The organism is Rhizobium sp. CRRU65 (assembly GCF_048551595.1).
In the GTDB taxonomy this organism is placed as follows: Bacteria; Pseudomonadota; Alphaproteobacteria; order Rhizobiales; family Rhizobiaceae; genus Rhizobium; species Rhizobium leguminosarum_J.
The window spans coordinates 46,500-61,642 of the sequence record NZ_JBLYZH010000018.1; the positions used below are offsets into that span (position 1 = coordinate 46,500).

The window sequence follows — 15,143 nt, forward strand, 5'->3', positions numbered from 1 at the left end:
CACCGCCCCTCGCAGTGCGTCTGTCGCGTTCCACCTTCGGCCGCATTCTAGAGCAATTCCAGGAAAAGTGCGAAGCGGTTTTCCGTCCGGAATTGCGTAAAAACAAAAGGATAGAGCCGTTCTGCGCTTCCGTTAACAGCTGAACCGCTCTAGCACATACCGCACGTTCCTCGGATCGACCTCGAACAGCAGCAAAGGGCCCGAATGCTGCTATGGGCCCACGTCTCTTTCGCGCCCGCTTGTCGTTCAGGCGCTACCGCTGGAGAAGACCAGCAACGTATTGTTGGTAGGCATCTCGATCGTCTCGCGGAGATTAAGTCCAGCGGCCTCACCCACTTGTTCAAGATCAGCGATATCACGCACCCCCCAGGATGGGTTGCGCTCCTTTAGAGCCGCGTCGAAAGCAGCGTTCGAGGGGGCGTTGTGTGCCCCGTCGCGCATGAATGGGCCGTAAAGAAGAAGAAGCCCACCAGCGTGAAGCAAACGGCCAGCTCCTGCGAACAATCCTAAGCTTGCCGCCCACGGCGCGATATGGATCATATTGATCGACACGATGGCGTCAAAATGCCCCGTTTGTTCGACGCCCCATTGTCCTGAGCACACATCAATATCCCGCGGTGCCAGCACATTCTTCAGCCCTGCGAATTTGATCCAGCTAGACGTGCTGGTGCGGGCGTCGGCGTCCGGATCGCTCGGCTGCCAGGTGAGGTTGGGCATTGCTCCCGCAAAACACACGGCGTGCTCGCCGGTCCCGCATCCAATCTCCAGCACGGCGCCATGTGTTGGAAGGACACGTTTTAGGACCGCGACGATCGGCGCCGAATTTCGCGCAACGGAAGGTGAGAACATGCGCTGGTCGGCGCTTATGTCGCGCTGTTCCAGCGCAACAGGCGAACGGTCCTTCTTCTCTGGGGGCATTGGCCTTGAATCCCCTTTGGGCGATGTCTCCCACCTTATAGCTGAAATGATGGGACAGAAACCAAGGATTTCGGACTTACGAAGGGGGTCGCCGGCGCGTGCGTTCGGCCGAGGGCGACCGAACGTCCACTTCGCGTCAGATCACGCGCCCGCCAGGCTCAAGGTCTGCATTCGAAAATCGGAGCCCGGAAGCCGACCGACGGCTTTCGGCCCCCTAGCGGTCGTCTACCCAAGCCGAGCCGATGTCCGTTGTTGGTGCAATCCGGTCGAAGACGCGCGGCGCTGTAGAGATGACGCCTTTGCACTGATCTACTTCGCGCCCGCGGAAGCTTACCGATTATCGGCCACTTGTTGAGAACCTGAAGTCAGCTATCTCAAGCCGGAAAACATCTGGAACGTTGAGGAGCACTCGATGACGAAGCATCGCATCTATTCCATCAGCGTCGCGAGCGTCTATCCCCACTATGTCGCCAAGGCAGAGAAGAAGGGGCGCACGAAGACGGAGGTCGATGACATCATCCGTTGGCTGACGGGGCATAGCCAGCAGAGCCTGGACGACCAATTGGCTGCGAACACCAACTTCGAGGATTTCTTTGCGCAAGCGCCGCAGATGAATCCCTCGCGATCGTCGATTACCGGCGTGATCTGCGGCGTCCGCGTGGAAGACATCCAGGAAACGACGATGCGGGAAATCCGCTATCTGGACAAATTGGTCGACGAACTCGCCAAGGGGAAAGCGATGGAGAAAATCCTGCGGAAATAGCCGGGAAACAGCGTCACGGCCGTGCGGGATCACCCACGGCGCGCCCGCAGAATCCGGCACCGTCTCGTTCGGGAATGACGAATGTTCACTGGCGCGGAGCAAGACCATCGAGCAGGAAGTCGAGGCCCTTGCTGAAAGCGCCGTCCCAATCATTATCCAGCAGCAGACGAGAGCGTTCGATCGTCGGATAGTGCTGGCTCAGACCTGTCAGGCGCTGCTGCGCGGCCGCTCTGTCCTCGTCCGAGAGGTCGAAGTTCGCCCGGGTGATGGTCGCGCCGATCACATAGTTCCAGAGCGACCAGATCGCGACGTTCAAATCCGCATCAGTGACACCGGCTCCGGACAAGGTCTTGCTCAGCAGTTCCAGGCGAATAAGGATGTTCGGGCCGAGCGCCCGGCGCGGCAGCAGCGAGGCCGACCAGGGATGGCGCAGCATGCTGGCGCGCCAGTCTTCGAGCATATGAACGACGTCGCCGCGCCAGTCTCGAGACTCGACGATATCAGGCGATCCGCGATATTCGAGCACCGAATCCAGCGCCAGATCGAAGACCTCCTCCTTGTTGTCGACATGCCAATAGAGGCTCATCGCGCCCGCGCCGAGGCGATCGGCCAGCCGGCGCATCTTCAATCCATCGACGCCCTCGGCGTCCAGCAGATCCACCGCAGTCGCCACGATCCGTTCCAGCGAGAGAGTCGGTTCGCTGCGCGGCCCGGACTGGGGCGGCGTACCTCTCCGCCCAGACCCTTTGCTCTCAGCGCCGCTGCGTTTGGCTGCCATCCGTCTTCCTCTACTCATCAGACGTCGATCTAAGCCGACAATGCTGGGAATGTCGATTCTGACCGATTGACTCGTACGGCGTACGATGCAATTTAATCGTACGCCGTACGAGTCATATCATAGAGACGAAAAAGTTTCATCCTGCAGGCCGAAAGAAGCCGTCGGTCGCAGCCCTGAGAAGCCCGAGAGAAAATCATGTCACGCGCAATCAAGCATCTCATTATCGGAGGGATAATCATCATGACCATCAGCGTTCCCACTGCGGCGACAGCCAATGAGGACGGTCTCAAGCTAACGATCGTCAATCCGAAAAACCTCTACGACCCCTCGCCGAATGGCTACAGCACGGCGGTGATCGTGCCCCGAGGAGCCCGGCTGGCCTATATCTCCGGACAGGGCGGCCAGGACAGTACGGGAGCCTTGTCGCCCGACTTCGCCGTCCAGGTGAAGCAGGCCTATGCGAATTTGCGCACCGCCCTCGATGCGCTCGGTGCAAAGCCGGATCAGGTTGCCAAGCTGACGGTCTTCGTGGTCGATCACGACATGTCCAAGCTCGAGGTGCTGACCAGCAACGTCAAGGACATGTTCGGCGAAGCACTGCCGGCGCAGACGCTGATTCCCGTTCCCAAGCTTGCCATCGACCCCATGCTCTTCGAGGTCGAAGCCGTCGTCGTTCTGGATTAGCGGCGGCGTCGGATCTGCACAATTTTCGGATTTTCCCGGTGGCGCGCCAACCTTTGTTGGGCGCGCCATCTTCCTTTTTTTGATGGCCATTGACCAACGGCTTGCGATGTGCGCCACTCATTCCTTGCACAAGGAAAATCCCATGCTCAAGTTTCTGCTCGCCCTCTCGATGGGTGTTTTTTGCGTCTCGCCGCTTCAGGCCGGCGACATCACTCCGGTCACCAAGAGCTGCCAGCCGGGGCCAAAACAGGCGCAATGCGAGCGATGGGTCACGGATATCAAGAAAGCCGTCGGGCTGGCCTATAAAGGCGACCACGGGGCGCAGGTGACTGTTGCCTTCTGCCTCTCCACCGGTTGCCATGGTGCCGTCGCCATCGACAAGGTCGCCTCCTGCAGCTGGCATCTCGTCATCGCCAATTCCGGTTCTACGACGGTGCTCGACAGTTCAAACACCCGGAACACCTGCCGGCCGATGACGGCGGACCAAAAAGACGAAGCCCGCGCGCTGGCGAGCGATCTCGTCCAGAAGATCTACAAGCGGCCCATGGTCAAGACCGACCAGATGTAATCTGCCGGCTCACGGCTTGCGGCGCAACGCCTGCGTGAAAATAAATCTCATTGCTCTCCCGGCTTTCGCCGCTATTCTCCAGCCAAAGAAAATCGGGCCAAAGAAATCGGCCAAAGAAATCGGGAGGACCACTGATGATCCTGCACTGCGTATTCCTGCGGCTGAAGACCGCTGTGACGAGCGAAGACAAGCAGTCGCTGTTTGCGGCGATCGTCGCCCTGAAACAGGTCATTCCCGGCATAGTGGATATCAAATACGGGCCGAATGTTTCGCCCGAGGGACTGCATGGCGGCTTCGTCGACGGGTTTGCCGTGACCTTTGAAAGCGCCGAGGCCCGGGATGCCTACCTCATCCATCCCGAGCATGTGACCGTGGGCGAGCGCATCGTCTCGTCGACGGATGGAGGCCTTGCCGGCATCCTGGTCTTCGACCTCAATTTGTGAGGGCTGTTGGCCGGCCGCGCTAAAACGGGATCAGCCTCGGCGATGGCGGTGGGTTTATCGAAAAGGCTGAAAGGGACATGCATAGCTCCACTCTCCGCCGCGCAGTCACGACCGTCGCGCTCGCAAACCTCGGCTATTTCGGGGTCGAGTTCGCCGTCGCCCTTTCGATCGGGTCGGTCTCACTGTTTGCGGACTCGGTCGATTTCCTCGAAGACGCCTCGGTCAATCTCCTGATCCTGATGGCGCTCGGTTGGTCGGCTCGCTCCCGGGCACGCGTAGGCATGGCGCTCGCTGCAATTCTGCTGGCACCGGCAATCGCAACGATCTGGACCGCTTGGCAGAAGTTCACCGTGCCCGTCGCACCGGAGCCCTTTGCGCTGTCCTTGACTGGCCTCGGCGCCCTCGTCGTCAATCTGAGTTGTGCATTGCTGCTCGCCCGCTTTCGTCATGACGGTGGAAGCCTGACGAAAGCGGCCTTCTTGTCTGCCCGCAACGACGCGGTCGCGAATATCGCCATCGTCGGCGCCGGATTGATCACCGCGTTTTTCTGGAGGTCGGCGTGGCCCGATCTGATCGTCGGAGTCGGCATCGCGATCATCAATGCCGATGCGGCGCGCGAGGTGTGGACCGCAGCCCGTGACGAGCACCGGGCTGCAGCCTGATCGCTCGCTAGAGCGGTTCAGCTTTTCATGGAAGCGCAGAACCGCTCTGACTTTTTGTTTTTGCGCATTTCTCGGCAAAACCGCTTCGCGCTTTGCCTGGAATTGCTCCAGCTCAGCTCGATTTCGCCATGGCGGCGGCGAGCTGGTCGACATTGTATTTGAACATCTTCTCATAGGTCGGCGCCGGCCCCGTGGCGTCGGACAGCGATTCGACATAGAGCTCGCCGCCGGGCTCGGCCCCGGTTGCCTTGGCGACCTGCTTGACGAGGCGCGGATCGTTGGAATTCTCGAAGAAATAGGCCTTCACATGCTCGCCCTTGATCTGCTCAATCAGCTTGGCGACGTCGGCGGCCGAGGCCTCGCTTTCGGTGGACAGACCGAGCGGCGCCAGGAAGCTGACGTTATATTCGCGGCCGAAATAACCGAAGGCGTCATGGCTGGTCAGCACCTTGCGGCGATCGTCGGCGACCTTGTCGAGTTTCGCATGGGCGTAGGCGTTCAGTTCATCCAGCGTCTTGGTGTATTTCTCGGCATTGGCCTTGAAGGCGGCGGCGTCAGCGGGATCGGCCGATGACAGCGCCTTTTCGATATTGGCGACCCAGATCTTGACGTTGACGGGGCTGTTCCAGACATGCGGATCGGTGATTTTTTCGCCGTCCTCATCCATGGTGCGGGTGTTGATGCCTTCGGAAACGGTGACCGGTTTTCCCTTGTAGCCCGAGGCGGTGATCAGCCGGTCCATCCAGCCTTCGAGCCCCTCGCCGCTGACGAAGGTAACCTGCGCCGCGTTCAAATTCTTCGCATCGGCCGGCGACGGCTCGAATTCGTGGGGATCGCCGTTCGGCCCGACGAGGCTCGTCACCTTGACGTGCTCGCCGCCGACCTGTTTGACGACATCGGCAAGCACGGTGAAGGACGCCACCACCTTCAGCGTTTCGGCGGAAGCGGGCACGGCCGACAGCGCCATCAAAGCGGGGATTGCTGCGGAGAGAAGCAGTCTGTGCGGTGTCATCGAAGTCTCCTTGGGATCAGCCCTTCAAATGCGGGCGGGGAAAGAAGCGCCGGGCCAGGCCGGAGGGCGCGAAAAGAATGGAAAAGCCGTAGAGGATCGCCGCCGTCATGATGATCGTCGGGCCGGAGGCAAGCTCGAGATGGTAGGAGGCGATCAGGCCGAGATAACCGGAGGCGGCGGCACTGACCGCTGCTATCGCCATCATGACAGGCAGACTGCGCGACCAGAGCTGGGCAACGGCTGCCGGCAGCATCATCAGGCCGACCGCCATCAGCGTGCCGAGCGCCTGGAAGCTGGCGACGAGGTTCAGCACCACGAGCAGCAGGAAGAGCACGTGATAGACCGGCCCGCGCCCGCCGACGGCGCGCAGAAACCCCGGATCGAAACATTCGGCCACCAGCGGCCGGTAGATGAAGGCAAGGATGACCAGGGTCAGCGAGGTGATCGCGCCGATCAGATAGAGGGCGGGCGCATCGATCGCCAGGATGGTGCCGAAGAGCACATGCAGGAGATCGATATTCGAACCGCGCAGCGAGACGATCAACACGCCGAGCGCCAGCGAGGCGAGATAGAAGCTGGCAAAGCTCGCATCCTCCTGCAGCACGGTCATCCGGCTGACGGCGCCGGACAGCAGCGCCACCGACAGGCCGGCAAAGAGGCCGCCGAGGCCCATCGCCGTCAGCGACAGGGAGCCGGCGACGAGGTAACCGATGGCAGCCCCCGGCAGCACCGCATGGCTCATCGCGTCGCCCATCAGGCTCATGCGCCGCAGCATCAGGAAGACGCCGATCGGGCCGGAGCCCAGCCCGAGGCAGAGGCAGGCGACGAGCGCCCGGCGCATGAAACCGTAATCGGCAAAGGGTGCCAGGAAGAGATCGTAAGCCGTCATGCCGCTGGCGCCTCTTCGGATGCGCAGGCATTTGCATCCTCATCCCAACGCTCGGCCATGGCGCGCGCCTTCAGGAGATTGACTGAGGACATGACGTCGGCGGTCGCACCCCAGCCGACCAGTTCGCGGGCGAGCAGCAGCGTTTGCGGGAAATGGGCGCGAACCAGCTCGAAATCGTGGAGCACGGCGATCACCGTGCGGCCTTCGCCATGCCAGCGGGTGACGATATCGACGAGGTCCCTGGTCGTGCGGGCATCGATTGCCGTAAACGGCTCGTCGAGCAGGATGATGCCGGCATCCTGCAGCAGCAGGCGGGCAAAGAGCACACGCTGGAACTGGCCAGCCGAGAGCGAGCCGACATGACGGCGGCCGAAGCCGTCGAGGCCGACGGCAGAGAGCGCCTCGCCTGCCCTCTTCACCTCGGCGGGCGCGATGCGGCCGAAGGCGCCCGTCTTCTTCCAGGCGCCGAACATGACGGTGTCGATCACCGAGATCGGAAAGCGCCGGTCGATCTCGGCCGCCTGCGGGAGATAACCGAATTCCGCCCGCCCCAGCCGATGCTCGACCCTGCCTTCGGCGGGACGAAGCTCGCCCATGATCGCCTTCAACAGCGTCGACTTGCCCGCCCCGTTCGGCCCGGCAATCGCCGTCAGGCTGCCCGAGGCAAAGGCGCCGGAGACATGGTGGATGGCGGGGTGCCGGTTATAGGCGACGGTCAGATTCTCCAGACGGATCAGCGGCGTCATGGCAAGAGAACCGCCCAGTGGATCGCCAGCCAAAGCACGGTAATGACCAGCGCCATGCCGATCACCCTAGAGAATGCCGACTGTCCCAGCAGGCTGACGGAGGGGCGGTCGGGGCTCGGGGGCATGGCGCATCCTACAATGTAATAACATTACCGTTATGTTATAACGATTGCGGCGAGATTGAGGCGGAAGCTAGTCCCAGATTCATTGCTAAGCTAAATACGGGCAGCATTCGACATGAGATGATCGCGTGCGCGCATCCATTTGACAGCCATATGCTGCTGAGCCAGACTTGACGTATGATCAGGCCATGGCCCCTACTCGCTGACCATATTCGCAACGCGCGAGGACGTTCGGAAGACGAAAAATTCTCGTCGGCCTTGCAAGGCATTGAGCAACTTGCCGATTTCATCGCTCGAAGTTCGCTTCGGGATGCGCTGTTCGGATGGACATCGATGGCTGATCTATGCGTCCAACAAACCGACCATGCCCCTCCCTCAGTGACCTACCTTCGGATTTCAGCGCAATCATCGGGCCTGATAGAGTTTCGCTATATCGATACGAATGTGGAACGCCGGCAATGGACGCGGACGGAAACGCCAGAACGAGCTGTTCACAGGCTTAGGACCTTCTTAGACCAGCTTCATTGGGTTTCAGGTCCTGACAGCTTTGCTGCCATCCCGAACTAAGAGTTTGCGGCCTGGCCATCCAAACTCGCATCGGCTATCCCGCCTTCAACCAGCCAACCAGCGCTATGCAAAGCGTAAATCTGGTGATCTGGAATATCATCGATCAAAGAAAGCGCCCGACGCGCTTTAGGCCCATACCCTCAGAGCCCGTTCCATCCGGTCGGCGGCGTAGGTGACGATATAGGCGATCACCATGTAGATGACGACCGCGATCAGGAAGGCTTCGAGATAGTAGAAGTTCAGCGCCGCGGTCAGCTGCGACTGCGCGAAGATGTCAACGACCTCGATTGCAAATCCCAGCGACAGCGCCTTCATGATCACCATGATGGAGTTGGCAAGATCCGGGATGGCCGCGACGATGACCTGAGGCAGCATCACCCGGCGGAATACCTGGCTGCGCTTGTAGCCCAGGGAATAGGCCGCATCGGCCTGACCGTTGTCGAAGGAGTTGAGGGCGCCCTTGACGACTTCCGCCTGGAACGCTGCGACGCAGGCGGTCAGGGCGACGATCAGCGTGATCCAGTTCGGCGTCGAGTGACCGTTATAGTCGATGCCGACGAGCGAGGTCAGGAACTGCAGCGTCGGCGGCAGGCCGTAATAGGCGAGGAAGATCACGATGACCATCGGAACGCCCTTGAAGACGACCTTGTAGGCGACGACCAGTTCCCGAAGCAGCGGGACCCGCCGATATTCCACCATCGCAAAAAGGCTGCCGACGATCGTGGAGAAGACGAAGATTCCAAGCGCCATGGCGAGCGTCACCGGGACGGCGCCAAGGATATCCCAGAGATCGGGAAGAAGGACTTCGGAATCGAACATGTGATGACCTCCTATTCGATCAGACGCTTGCCATCATGGTGGCCTTGGCCGGTGCGGTATTGGGCGTAAACTTTGCGTTTCGCGTTTCGAAAAAGCGCACGACGATCCATGCCACGAGGCATAGCAGCGAATAGATCACCGCCAGCACAAGGTAGGTCTCGAACTGGTACTGGTTGTAGTCACGCTCCATCACCAGATGGGCGGTCGCCATGACATCAGCGGCGCCGATGTACATGACGAGTGCGACGTTGTGGATGAGGTAGATGATCGAGTTGCCGTAACCTGGCAGGGCGATGTGCACCGCCTGGGGTCCGACGACCCGAAGGATCTTCTGAAGGAAGGTGTATCCGAGACTGTCGGCGGCGTCGTGCTGGCCGCGTTCCACGGCGAGGTAGGCTGGCCGCAGAACCTCGGAAAGATAGCCTCCATGGTAGAGGCTGAGACCGACGATCGCCGCGACGTTCGGGGACACGAAGTCCTCGACCTCGAACAAAGCGACGACCAGCGGCAGCCCGTAGAAGGCAACGAACAACTGGAGCACGACGGGGACGCTCCGGGCATAGGAGACGTAGAGGTCGGCCAGCTGGCTGACAATCGGTATCCTGCGCACCCGGAACGTCGTCGCAATCAGGGCCAGCAGGAAGCCGACGATCATGGCCGTGAACGTGATCGCAAGCGTCAGCGGCAGCGCCTTGAGCAGCTCGGGGATCATGATGGATAGGTCCACTTCGGAACACTCCTTGTTTCGGCCTTGGGCCTGATCGCCGGTATCGTTGGCCGGCGTTACTTCATGTAGGTGGTGATGTCCTCGCCGAACCATTTCTGCGAGAGCTTGGCGAGCGTGCCGTCGGCCTTGAGCTCCTTCAGAGCCTTGTCGATGTCTGCGGAGAGCGCCTTGTTCTCCTCGGAGCGATGGATCAGGACAAAGGTATTGTTGATCGCGACCGGCTCGCTCGCCTTGACGTCGAGCTTCTGCTGGTCGATGACCGTCTGCTCGCCGAGGTTGGACGGCAGAACCAGCGCGTCGTATTTGCCGTTCTCCACCTCTTTCAGGCGATCCGGATAGGGAATGCCGGCGCTGGATGCGGTGATCTCGATTTTGAAGTCGGGGTTCTTTTCCTGCCAGGCAGTGGCGAACTTGTAGATGCCGCCGCCGGCCGTCACGGGCACGATCTTCTTGCCGACGAGATCCTTCATTTCGTTGATGCCGCTGTCCTTGCGGCTGTAGATCTTGATCAGGCTGGCGCCGATCGGGCTCTCCGGAAGGAGGAACTGCTTTTCGCGAGCGGGCGCCCGGTAGTAGCCGCCGGTCGCGATGTCGTACTTGCCGGTGGCGAGGCCGGTCTCCTGAGCGATGTCGGCAGCACCCTCCATGACGAATTTGTACTGGGGCAGCTTGGCGTTGATCGCCTTCAGGACGTCGGGCTCGTAACCCTGCGGCTCGACGCCGATGGCACCCCAGGAGAGCGGCTTGGATTCGGCAGCCGTCGCGATCTTGATGGTGCGCACGTCCTCGGCATGCGATAGGCCCGCGGTTGCGAGGGCAAAGGCAACGCCGGCGACAGCGAGGCCGAAGGTGCGGCGGGAAGTCGACTTGATGGAAGACATGTCAGGCATCCTTTCTTTACTGGATGGAGTGTTCGGAATTCAGGAACTGGGCAAGGCGCGGGTTGGAGGGCGTGTCGAAGATCTCGGCAGGGCTGCCTTGAGCGGCGACGACGCCCCGATCCATGAAGACGATGCGGTTCGAGATGTTCTTTGCGAACTGCATCTCGTGGGTGACGAGGAGCGAGGTGATGCCGGACGACGTGACGTCCCTGATCACCTTCAAAACCTCGCCGACGAGTTCGGGGTCGAGCGACGACGTCGGTTCGTCGAAGAGCATGACATCCGGCTTCACGGCCAGCGCACGCGCAATGCCGGTCCGCTGCAGCTGGCCGCCGGAAAGCTGGGACGGGTAGCTGTCGATCTTGTTCGAAAGGCCGACCCGCTCAAGCTCCTGCAAGGCGATCGAACGCGCCGCGTCCTTCGACTTGCGTTGCACGACCACGAGCGGATCCATCACGTTCTGAATGACGGTCATGTTCTTGAAGACGTTGAACTGCTGGAAGACCATCGCCGTCCGCAGCCGGATCGCCTGGACCGCAGTGTTGTCCGGTTTCTGGTAGTCCATCCTGACCTGATCGAAGGCGATCGTGCCGGAGGCCGGCTTGGCCAGATAGTTGATGCACTTCAGCAACGTCGTCTTGCCGGTGCCGCTGGGGCCGATGATCGACACCACGTCGCCGCGGTTCACCGAGAGATCGACGCCGTTGAGGACCTGGGTGTTTCCGTAGGACAGCTTTAGGTTTTTGATCTCAAGCATTTCGGGTCGGTGTCCTTTCGGCAGATAGGTCGGAAAACGTCGCGGTCTCGTCGTCGGCCCACTCGTCTCCGAGCAGCTCGGGCGTATCGAAGGCCTGGAGATCGGCGAAATGACGCTCGCGGTCGGCGACGAACAGCGCCCTGACGATGCCGCGCGCGAGCCGGTCGGCACCTTCGCTGATGGCGGGAATATCGCCCGTGAGCTTGCCGTGGCTGAGCGTGGCCGGGAAGTTGAAGCAGTGAATGCGGGCCAGCGCCGGGCAAGCGCCGGGCTCGGCCTCGAGGAACTCGAACGCCTCTCCGAGGTCGGGCGAGGTTTCAAGCTCGTCGTTTCGCATGTCCGCGGGCACAGGAAAGCGGTCGCGCCAGAGGCCGATATGGGATGCGACGGCGGCGAGTTCCGGCCGGTTCTTCAGGTCGACCCTGAAGCCGGTGCCGAAGATCAGGAAATCGACGGGATAGCTGCCTTTCGGCGTCGTCACAACGGTATGGTCGCCTTGCTGCTGCAATCGATCGATCGGGCTTCCGAGATGAAGATGGGCCTGCGGGAATGCGCTGACACGCAAGACGCTCGGGCGCGGAGGCGGCGTCTGCGAGCGCATGGCGTAGTCGAGAAAGCGCCACTTCCAGTCATCCGGCAGACCGGCGAAGCCATGCACCACGCCCTGGCTGCCGATGCCGGTGAACTTGTTGATCCGTGGCAGGTCGGTCCTGCGCACGAACATGTCAAGCCGGGCGGCACCTGCCTCGAGCGCGGTGGCGGCGTTGTCCATCGCCGAGGCGCCGGCTCCGACGACGCCGACCCGCTTGCCGCGCAATGCGGCGAAATCGATAGGGTCGGCGGTATGGGCCCAGAACTTGCGCTCGATGCCGTGGGCGATCGACGGTACGAAGGGACCGCCGAGACCGTCGCGGCCCGTTGCCAGCACCACATGGCGCGCGATCTTCGTTTCGGACCGGCCATCATGACGGCAGACGAGGTCGAGCAGGCCGTCGGCGCGCGGACGAATGGCATCGACGGCGACCCCATTGCGTACCGGCAGGTCAAGCACGCGCCGGTACCAGACCAGGTAATCCATCCATGTCTGACGCGGCGCCCGGTCGAGCGCGGTCCAGGCATCGCGGCCATGACGCGCCTCGTAGTAGGCGCGAAACGTCAGGGCCGGCAGGCCCATTGCGGGCCCGGTCAGTTGCTTGGGGGAGCGAAGGGTCCGCATCCTGGCGAAGGTGACCCACGGCCCCTCGCTTCCTGCAGGCGCCTTATCGAGAAGGATGTGGTTGGCGACGCCGAGCCGCTTCAGCATGGCGGAAGCCACGAGCCCGGCCATGCCCGCACCGATGATCACAACGTCGACGACCCCATGGCCATCGACGATGCGGGGCGGAACCCATGACTTGGCCGGCAGCTCCAGCCAGGCAAGGTCCTGGCGCAGGCGTGCCTCGAGCGCTTCAAGACTGTTCGGAAACGTCGAGAGGTCGCTCATGACGGCACGTCCTCGGTCATCGGGCTGCCGCCGTAGACGGTGTCGGCCAATGCTTCGACGCCGCCTGCGTCATGCAGCCGGCAACCGGGCATCGCGAGCGCCACCGCGCGGGCCGCATCGATCACGGCGGCAACTGTCGGGGTCAGCGGCATCGCGGCAGGCGAGATGGCGCCGAACAGGAAGGGGATGGTGTGGTCGAGGACGCGCATCACGATCCCCTCGAGCGGAACGCCGCAGACCGTCGCCGGCTCGACGATGGCGACACCCAGTCCGGCCCGGACCATCGTCAGGGCCGTCAGCGAGGCGTTGACGTCGATCATCCGTTGCGGCGCCACACCCGCCCGCTCCAGGGCCTCGTCGATGCGGTGCCGCAGGCGGTAAGGATTAGCGAGCGTGATGATGCGGCGCTCGGCGAGATCGGAGAGACGCACCACGTCATCGTTGGCGAGCGGATCGTTGGCGGCGAGAGCGACGACACACGACGCTTCGGCAATCCAGTGCACGTCGAGGCCGGGATGTTCCAGCGGCAGGCTTGAGATCCCGAAGTCGGCCGAGCGGGCGAGCACGGCCTGCACGACATTCTCGGCCGCCAGCGCCTGCACATGGAGATGACGCGGTATCAAGTCCGGCGCGACGGCCGCGATCGCCTGGGGCAGAACGCCGGCCGCAAGTGAAGGCGTGGCGGCGATCGTCAGCGACGGCGGCTCATCGAGACCGATGGCATTCGCCCGCTCGCGGATGTGGGCGAGGCTCGCGAGATGGCGTTCCACTTCGGCGTGAAACAGCAGACCGCGCGCGGTCGGGCTGATGCGCGGGCCGCTTCGATGCAAAAGCGCATAACCGATATCGGCCTCCAGATCCTGGATGAGCCGCGTTACGGCCGGCTGCGACCGGCCGAGCAGCCTTGCCGCCCCGGTCACACTGCCGGCGGACATCACCGCTGCGAAGGCTTCAAGTTGCCGGATATCGAAAGAGTTAGAATGCATAATGGACATCAAACACTCTCCTTCATGTCAGTAAAGCATGACAATTCTCATTTGACGACTAGCCGTAGATAAAAAATTCACATCAAAGTCTGTTTATCATTCCAGTTTGACATAATGAGAGGTCCGGCCTACCTAGAGCTTATGTCCGCGACGTATTGAGGAGCTTGTTTTGACACTCATCGAAACTCTTGCCTCTGTGAGGTCGGGTTCCGCACTCGCGGAAGCCATGGGGAAACGCGAGGAGATCCTGCGCCTCAGTGAAGCGGCCCACGACGCAGTGCTTCTGCCACACGATCCCGGCGGGTTGTCGCACGGCCTGAGGGCTGCGCTCGCCGCCCGCATGGCGCGCCACAACCGCAGCCCGGCGCTCGCAAGTCACTACGACACGCTCGTTGCCCGTGCCGACGAACAGGCGACAGCCTTGCTCGCCGAGCCGGACACGAACGTGTCGGATCCGCGCACCGCCGAGATCGTTCGCCATGCCGACCGCCTCACGGTCGCGCCGCGCGATGCCACGCGCGCTGATGTGGAGGCATTGCGTCAGGTCGGCGTAACCGACGCCGACATCGTCCGGCTCGCGGAGCTTGCGGCTTTCGTCAATTACCAGGTGCGGGTTCTCGCCGGCCTGAAGCTGCTGGGAGAGATGCGATGAGCGAGGTCGTCCACACCTTCACCACCACAGTGCCGCGCTGGCAGCCCTATGTCGTTCCGGTCGATTTCGCGACCGCCACCGACGAGCAGCATGCAGCGATGCAGACGACGCCGTCGAACAAGGGCATCTCGCCTTATGTGCTGACCCTGGCGCACGACCCCGAGACGCTCGCGGTCCGCTCGCCGCTGTTCAACCTGATCATGTACGGCAAGGACGGACTGGCAGCCAGCGAGCGCGAACTGGGTGCAGTCGCCGCCTCCGTCGTCAACCGCTGCGTCTACTGCGCCGCCGTCCATGCATCGCGGTTCAACAATCTGACGAAACGCACGGATGTCATCGAAGCCGTGTTCGCCGATGGTCTCGAGGCGACGCTGGACGAGCACCTCCAGGAAATCTTCAACTTTTCGGCCCGACTGTCGACCACGCCGCCCGAGGCGGTCGCGGCCGACGCGCAAGCGCTGGCGGACGTCGGGCTCGACGAGTTGGAGGCTCTCGATCTCGTCCTCTCGTCGGCGATCTTCGGTTGGGCGAACCGTCTGATGCATACGCTCGGCGAGCCGATGAAGGACTAAAGCGCGTCACACGCTTTAGATCTTTGGTTTTCCGCATGTCGTTTTGCGCGACATTCGCGCATTTCTGTCGCTGGACGACAAATGGCATGATGTGTCAAAAGAAGCCCGCCGCAT

General features: G+C 61.9%; 19 protein-coding genes. 7 read left to right on the forward strand and 12 right to left on the reverse strand.

All coding sequences use genetic code 11. The annotated features are described in order from the left end of the window. Positions 1-246 precede the first annotated feature (246 nt). Positions 247-918, reverse strand: a complete 672-nt coding sequence (locus ACM5SV_RS29335; RefSeq protein WP_222015555.1) for a DUF938 domain-containing protein — start codon at positions 916-918, stop codon at positions 247-249. Positions 919-1,330: 412 nt separating this feature from the next. On the opposite strand from ACM5SV_RS29335, the gene ACM5SV_RS29340 reads away from it, so the two are divergent. Beyond that, complete coding sequence (locus ACM5SV_RS29340; protein ID WP_222015557.1) at positions 1,331-1,681, forward strand: DUF2200 domain-containing protein; 351 nt, start codon at positions 1,331-1,333, stop codon at positions 1,679-1,681. A gap of 85 nt (positions 1,682-1,766) precedes the next feature. Here the strand turns inward: ACM5SV_RS29340 and ACM5SV_RS29345 are convergent, their stop codons facing one another. Then, on the reverse strand, positions 1,767-2,459 hold the full coding sequence (locus ACM5SV_RS29345) for a TetR/AcrR family transcriptional regulator (RefSeq protein WP_222015559.1): 693 nt from the start codon (positions 2,457-2,459) through the stop codon (positions 1,767-1,769). Positions 2,460-2,654: 195 nt separating this feature from the next. Between ACM5SV_RS29345 and ACM5SV_RS29350 the strand changes: the two genes are divergently transcribed. From ACM5SV_RS29350 to ACM5SV_RS29365, 4 genes are all read left to right on the forward strand, one after another. After that, positions 2,655-3,143, forward strand: coding sequence for a RidA family protein (locus tag ACM5SV_RS29350; protein ID WP_222015561.1), 489 nt, complete (start codon positions 2,655-2,657; stop codon positions 3,141-3,143). 142 nt (positions 3,144-3,285) lie between these two features. Next, complete coding sequence (locus tag ACM5SV_RS29355; protein WP_032996248.1) at positions 3,286-3,711, forward strand: hypothetical protein; 426 nt, start codon at positions 3,286-3,288, stop codon at positions 3,709-3,711. A gap of 134 nt (positions 3,712-3,845) precedes the next feature. Then, the gene (locus ACM5SV_RS29360; RefSeq protein WP_222015562.1) at positions 3,846-4,154 is read left to right on the forward strand and encodes a Dabb family protein; all 309 of its coding nucleotides are present in this window, start codon (positions 3,846-3,848) and stop codon (positions 4,152-4,154) included. A gap of 77 nt (positions 4,155-4,231) precedes the next feature. Next, positions 4,232-4,816: a cation transporter gene (locus tag ACM5SV_RS29365; protein WP_012756351.1), complete on the forward strand. Its 585-nt coding sequence runs from the start codon at positions 4,232-4,234 to the stop codon at positions 4,814-4,816. Positions 4,817-4,928: 112 nt separating this feature from the next. On the opposite strand, the gene ACM5SV_RS29370 is transcribed toward ACM5SV_RS29365, so the two are convergent. The 10 genes from ACM5SV_RS29370 to ACM5SV_RS29415 all read right to left on the reverse strand — a co-directional run bounded on the left by ACM5SV_RS29370 (position 4,929) and on the right by ACM5SV_RS29415 (position 13,814). Next, positions 4,929-5,828, reverse strand: a complete 900-nt coding sequence (locus ACM5SV_RS29370) for a metal ABC transporter solute-binding protein, Zn/Mn family (RefSeq protein ID WP_419425464.1) — start codon at positions 5,826-5,828, stop codon at positions 4,929-4,931. 16 nt (positions 5,829-5,844) lie between these two features. Beyond that, complete coding sequence (locus tag ACM5SV_RS29375) at positions 5,845-6,717, reverse strand: metal ABC transporter permease (protein ID WP_222015566.1); 873 nt, start codon at positions 6,715-6,717, stop codon at positions 5,845-5,847. Next, positions 6,714-7,463 carry a metal ABC transporter ATP-binding protein gene (locus ACM5SV_RS29380; RefSeq protein WP_222015568.1) on the reverse strand — a complete coding sequence of 250 codons (750 nt, stop codon included), beginning with the start codon at positions 7,461-7,463 and terminating at the stop codon, positions 6,714-6,716. The genes ACM5SV_RS29375 and ACM5SV_RS29380 overlap by 4 nt, the downstream gene beginning before the upstream one ends. Beyond that, positions 7,460-7,588 carry a hypothetical protein gene (locus tag ACM5SV_RS29385; protein ID WP_012756348.1) on the reverse strand — a complete coding sequence of 43 codons (129 nt, stop codon included), beginning with the start codon at positions 7,586-7,588 and terminating at the stop codon, positions 7,460-7,462. Before ACM5SV_RS29385 ends, ACM5SV_RS29380 begins: the two co-directional genes overlap by 4 nt. Positions 7,589-8,278: 690 nt before the next feature. Then, positions 8,279-8,971 (reverse strand): amino acid ABC transporter permease, encoded by a 693-nt coding sequence (locus tag ACM5SV_RS29390; protein WP_012756346.1) that lies wholly within the window; start codon positions 8,969-8,971, stop codon positions 8,279-8,281. 19 nt (positions 8,972-8,990) lie between these two features. Further along, positions 8,991-9,698: an amino acid ABC transporter permease gene (locus tag ACM5SV_RS29395; RefSeq protein ID WP_222015569.1), complete on the reverse strand. Its 708-nt coding sequence runs from the start codon at positions 9,696-9,698 to the stop codon at positions 8,991-8,993. Positions 9,699-9,754: 56 nt separating this feature from the next. Beyond that, positions 9,755-10,579: an amino acid ABC transporter substrate-binding protein gene (locus ACM5SV_RS29400; RefSeq protein ID WP_012756344.1), complete on the reverse strand. Its 825-nt coding sequence runs from the start codon at positions 10,577-10,579 to the stop codon at positions 9,755-9,757. A gap of 16 nt (positions 10,580-10,595) precedes the next feature. Then, positions 10,596-11,336 (reverse strand): amino acid ABC transporter ATP-binding protein, encoded by a 741-nt coding sequence (locus ACM5SV_RS29405; protein WP_017993181.1) that lies wholly within the window; start codon positions 11,334-11,336, stop codon positions 10,596-10,598. After that, positions 11,329-12,819 (reverse strand): NAD(P)-binding domain-containing protein, encoded by a 1,491-nt coding sequence (locus ACM5SV_RS29410; RefSeq protein WP_128407857.1) that lies wholly within the window; start codon positions 12,817-12,819, stop codon positions 11,329-11,331. The genes ACM5SV_RS29405 and ACM5SV_RS29410 overlap by 8 nt, the downstream gene beginning before the upstream one ends. Continuing rightward, on the reverse strand, positions 12,816-13,814 hold the full coding sequence (locus tag ACM5SV_RS29415) for a LysR family transcriptional regulator (RefSeq protein WP_017993179.1): 999 nt from the start codon (positions 13,812-13,814) through the stop codon (positions 12,816-12,818). Before ACM5SV_RS29415 ends, ACM5SV_RS29410 begins: the two co-directional genes overlap by 4 nt. 160 nt (positions 13,815-13,974) lie before the next feature. Here ACM5SV_RS29415 and ACM5SV_RS29420 point away from each other — a divergent pair, with 160 nt between their 5' ends. Then, entirely contained in the window at positions 13,975-14,457 is a 483-nt protein-coding gene (locus ACM5SV_RS29420) for a CMD domain-containing protein (RefSeq protein WP_017993178.1), read from the forward strand. Continuing rightward, positions 14,454-15,029, forward strand: a complete 576-nt coding sequence (locus ACM5SV_RS29425) for a peroxidase-related enzyme (protein ID WP_011650770.1) — start codon at positions 14,454-14,456, stop codon at positions 15,027-15,029. Before ACM5SV_RS29420 ends, ACM5SV_RS29425 begins: the two co-directional genes overlap by 4 nt. Positions 15,030-15,143 lie beyond the last annotated feature (114 nt).

Coding starts and splice junctions, on each gene's coding strand:
- ACM5SV_RS29335 (WP_222015555.1), bottom strand. CDS start 918: ATGCCCCCAGAGAAGAAGGACCGTTCGCCTGTTGCGCTGGAACAGCGC.
- ACM5SV_RS29340 (WP_222015557.1), top strand. CDS start 1,331: ATGACGAAGCATCGCATCTATTCCATCAGCGTCGCGAGCGTCTATCCC.
- ACM5SV_RS29345 (WP_222015559.1), bottom strand. CDS start 2,459: ATGGCAGCCAAACGCAGCGGCGCTGAGAGCAAAGGGTCTGGGCGGAGA.
- ACM5SV_RS29350 (WP_222015561.1), top strand. CDS start 2,655: ATGTCACGCGCAATCAAGCATCTCATTATCGGAGGGATAATCATCATG.
- ACM5SV_RS29355 (WP_032996248.1), top strand. CDS start 3,286: ATGCTCAAGTTTCTGCTCGCCCTCTCGATGGGTGTTTTTTGCGTCTCG.
- ACM5SV_RS29360 (WP_222015562.1), top strand. CDS start 3,846: ATGATCCTGCACTGCGTATTCCTGCGGCTGAAGACCGCTGTGACGAGC.
- ACM5SV_RS29365 (WP_012756351.1), top strand. CDS start 4,232: ATGCATAGCTCCACTCTCCGCCGCGCAGTCACGACCGTCGCGCTCGCA.
- ACM5SV_RS29370 (WP_419425464.1), bottom strand. CDS start 5,828: ATGACACCGCACAGACTGCTTCTCTCCGCAGCAATCCCCGCTTTGATG.
- ACM5SV_RS29375 (WP_222015566.1), bottom strand. CDS start 6,717: ATGACGGCTTACGATCTCTTCCTGGCACCCTTTGCCGATTACGGTTTC.
- ACM5SV_RS29380 (WP_222015568.1), bottom strand. CDS start 7,463: ATGACGCCGCTGATCCGTCTGGAGAATCTGACCGTCGCCTATAACCGG.
- ACM5SV_RS29385 (WP_012756348.1), bottom strand. CDS start 7,588: ATGCCCCCGAGCCCCGACCGCCCCTCCGTCAGCCTGCTGGGACAGTCG.
- ACM5SV_RS29390 (WP_012756346.1), bottom strand. CDS start 8,971: ATGTTCGATTCCGAAGTCCTTCTTCCCGATCTCTGGGATATCCTTGGC.
- ACM5SV_RS29400 (WP_012756344.1), bottom strand. CDS start 10,579: ATGTCTTCCATCAAGTCGACTTCCCGCCGCACCTTCGGCCTCGCTGTC.
- ACM5SV_RS29405 (WP_017993181.1), bottom strand. CDS start 11,336: ATGCTTGAGATCAAAAACCTAAAGCTGTCCTACGGAAACACCCAGGTC.
- ACM5SV_RS29410 (WP_128407857.1), bottom strand. CDS start 12,819: ATGAGCGACCTCTCGACGTTTCCGAACAGTCTTGAAGCGCTCGAGGCA.
- ACM5SV_RS29415 (WP_017993179.1), bottom strand. CDS start 13,814: ATGTCCATTATGCATTCTAACTCTTTCGATATCCGGCAACTTGAAGCC.
- ACM5SV_RS29425 (WP_011650770.1), top strand. CDS start 14,454: ATGAGCGAGGTCGTCCACACCTTCACCACCACAGTGCCGCGCTGGCAG.